The organism is Promicromonospora kroppenstedtii DSM 19349 (assembly GCF_000515355.1).
GTDB lineage: Bacteria > Actinomycetota > Actinomycetes > Actinomycetales > Cellulomonadaceae > Promicromonospora > Promicromonospora kroppenstedtii.
The window spans coordinates 1-1715 of record NZ_KI911715.1; the positions used below are offsets into that span (position 1 = coordinate 1).

Genomic DNA, 1715 nt, shown 5'->3' on the forward strand with positions numbered 1-1715 from the left:
GCCAGCAGGGCCAGCACCCGCGCCCACGCCCGCTCCGGGTCGAGCTCCTCGACCTCCGTGCGGCGCCGCAGGAGCAGCCAGGCCGCCCCGCCGAGCACGCCGAGGGCGACGACGACCGCCACCACCCAGGCCCAGCCGGGCAGGGTCTGGTCGGACACCTGGTTGCCGGACGCGCTCTGGGTGGCAGCCGCCTCGGACTCGTCCGGCCGCTGCGACGGCTGCTGCGTGGGCACCTCGGGCGCCCGCGAGGGCGTGGGGGAGGCACTGGGCGCGTTGCCGGTGGTCGGGTTCGCGTACGCGGGCAGCGGGCCGGTCTGGACCTGCGGCGTCGGCTCGAAGCGGACCCAGCCCACGGACGGGAAGTAGATCTCGGGCCAGGCGTGCGAGTCCTGACCGGTGACCCGGTAGCCGCCGGTGCCGTCGGGCCGGCCGGGCAGCCAGCCGACGCCGATCCGGGCCGGGATGCCGAGGCTGCGGGCCATCACCATCATGGACAGGGCGTACTGCGTGCAGTAGCCCTCCTTGTTCTGCAGGAAGTCCCAGACGGTGTCGGACGAGCCCCGGTAGTCGGCGTCCGGGTTGTAGACGAACCCGGCGCCGGAGCGCAGGTGGTTCTGCAGCGCGACCGCGGCGTCGAACCGGGTCGGCGCGTCGCCGGCGACCCGCTGGGCGTAGTCGGCGATGTCGTCCCGGTGCTCGGTGTCCGGTACCTCCGTGTAGCCGGCCGACCGGGGGTCGCCCCCGGAGGGCACGGCCCGGAGCAGCTCCGGGGTGAGTGCCCGGTCGACGATCTCGACCGTGTACGGGGCGCCCTGCTCGGTGCCCTCACCGCCGCGTACCTCGTCCCGGAGCGGGTCGTAGCCCCAGTCACCGCCCACGTCGATCCGCCGGGGCTCGAGCGGCAGCGGGAGCTCCGAGCCGTTGAGCTGGCCGATCTGCACGTCCATCTGGCGCCCCTGGCCCGTGGCCCCTTCACCGGGCGGCGCGAGGACGGTCGACGCGTCGAAGTCCGCGAGGCCGCCCGTGGGCACGTTCCGGTTGGTCTGCACGCCGTCGAACGCCGTGAGGGTCATGACGCGCAGCGGGCCGGTCGGCTCGCCGTCGGCCATCGTGTAGGTCAGCACGGTGTTGCCCGAGCGGGCGCTCAGCGGCTGGCGCATGTCGAGCTCGGAGGACAGCTCGACCGTGTCGGACGGCGTGGAGATGAGCTGGTTCCACGTGCCGGCCAGCGCCGGCAGCGCGGCCATGCCGGTCGCGACGCCGAGCGAGGTGGCGGCGACCGCGACGGACGTCAGCGCGGTGATGCCGGAGCGGAACCGTTGCGCTCGGCGCACGGCTGCGGAGTCGGCGTCGCCGCGCCGCCCGGGGGTCACTCCCACCGGGTCGACCGTGAGCAGCAGGAGCATCGCGGTGACGCTGATGACGAAGACGGGCCACGGCACGTCGCCGATCAGGGTGAGCGGCGGCGTCCACAGGAGGAGCAGCGGCACCCCGGCGAAGCCCGGCATGCGGGCACCGGCGAGCGAGTCCACCACGAGCAGCACCAGCAGCGTGCCGCCCACGGCGACCATGCTGATGGCCGGCCCGGGGTCTACCGGAGCCACCTGCGTGTTCATCAGCTCGGTCGCCTGGCGGAACCGTTCGAGGACCTGCTCCACGGAGTCCGGGCCCACGAACGGCTCGAACCGCTGGCCGGGCCCGCCGTAGCGAGCCAG

1 protein-coding gene is annotated in these 1715 nt (G+C 74.5%); it reads right to left on the bottom strand.

Annotated features, from left to right (window positions below; translation table 11 throughout):
• A partial coding sequence (locus tag PROKR_RS20240; protein WP_036966446.1) for a transglutaminase TgpA family protein occupies positions 1-1715 on the bottom strand: 1715 nt, incomplete at both ends.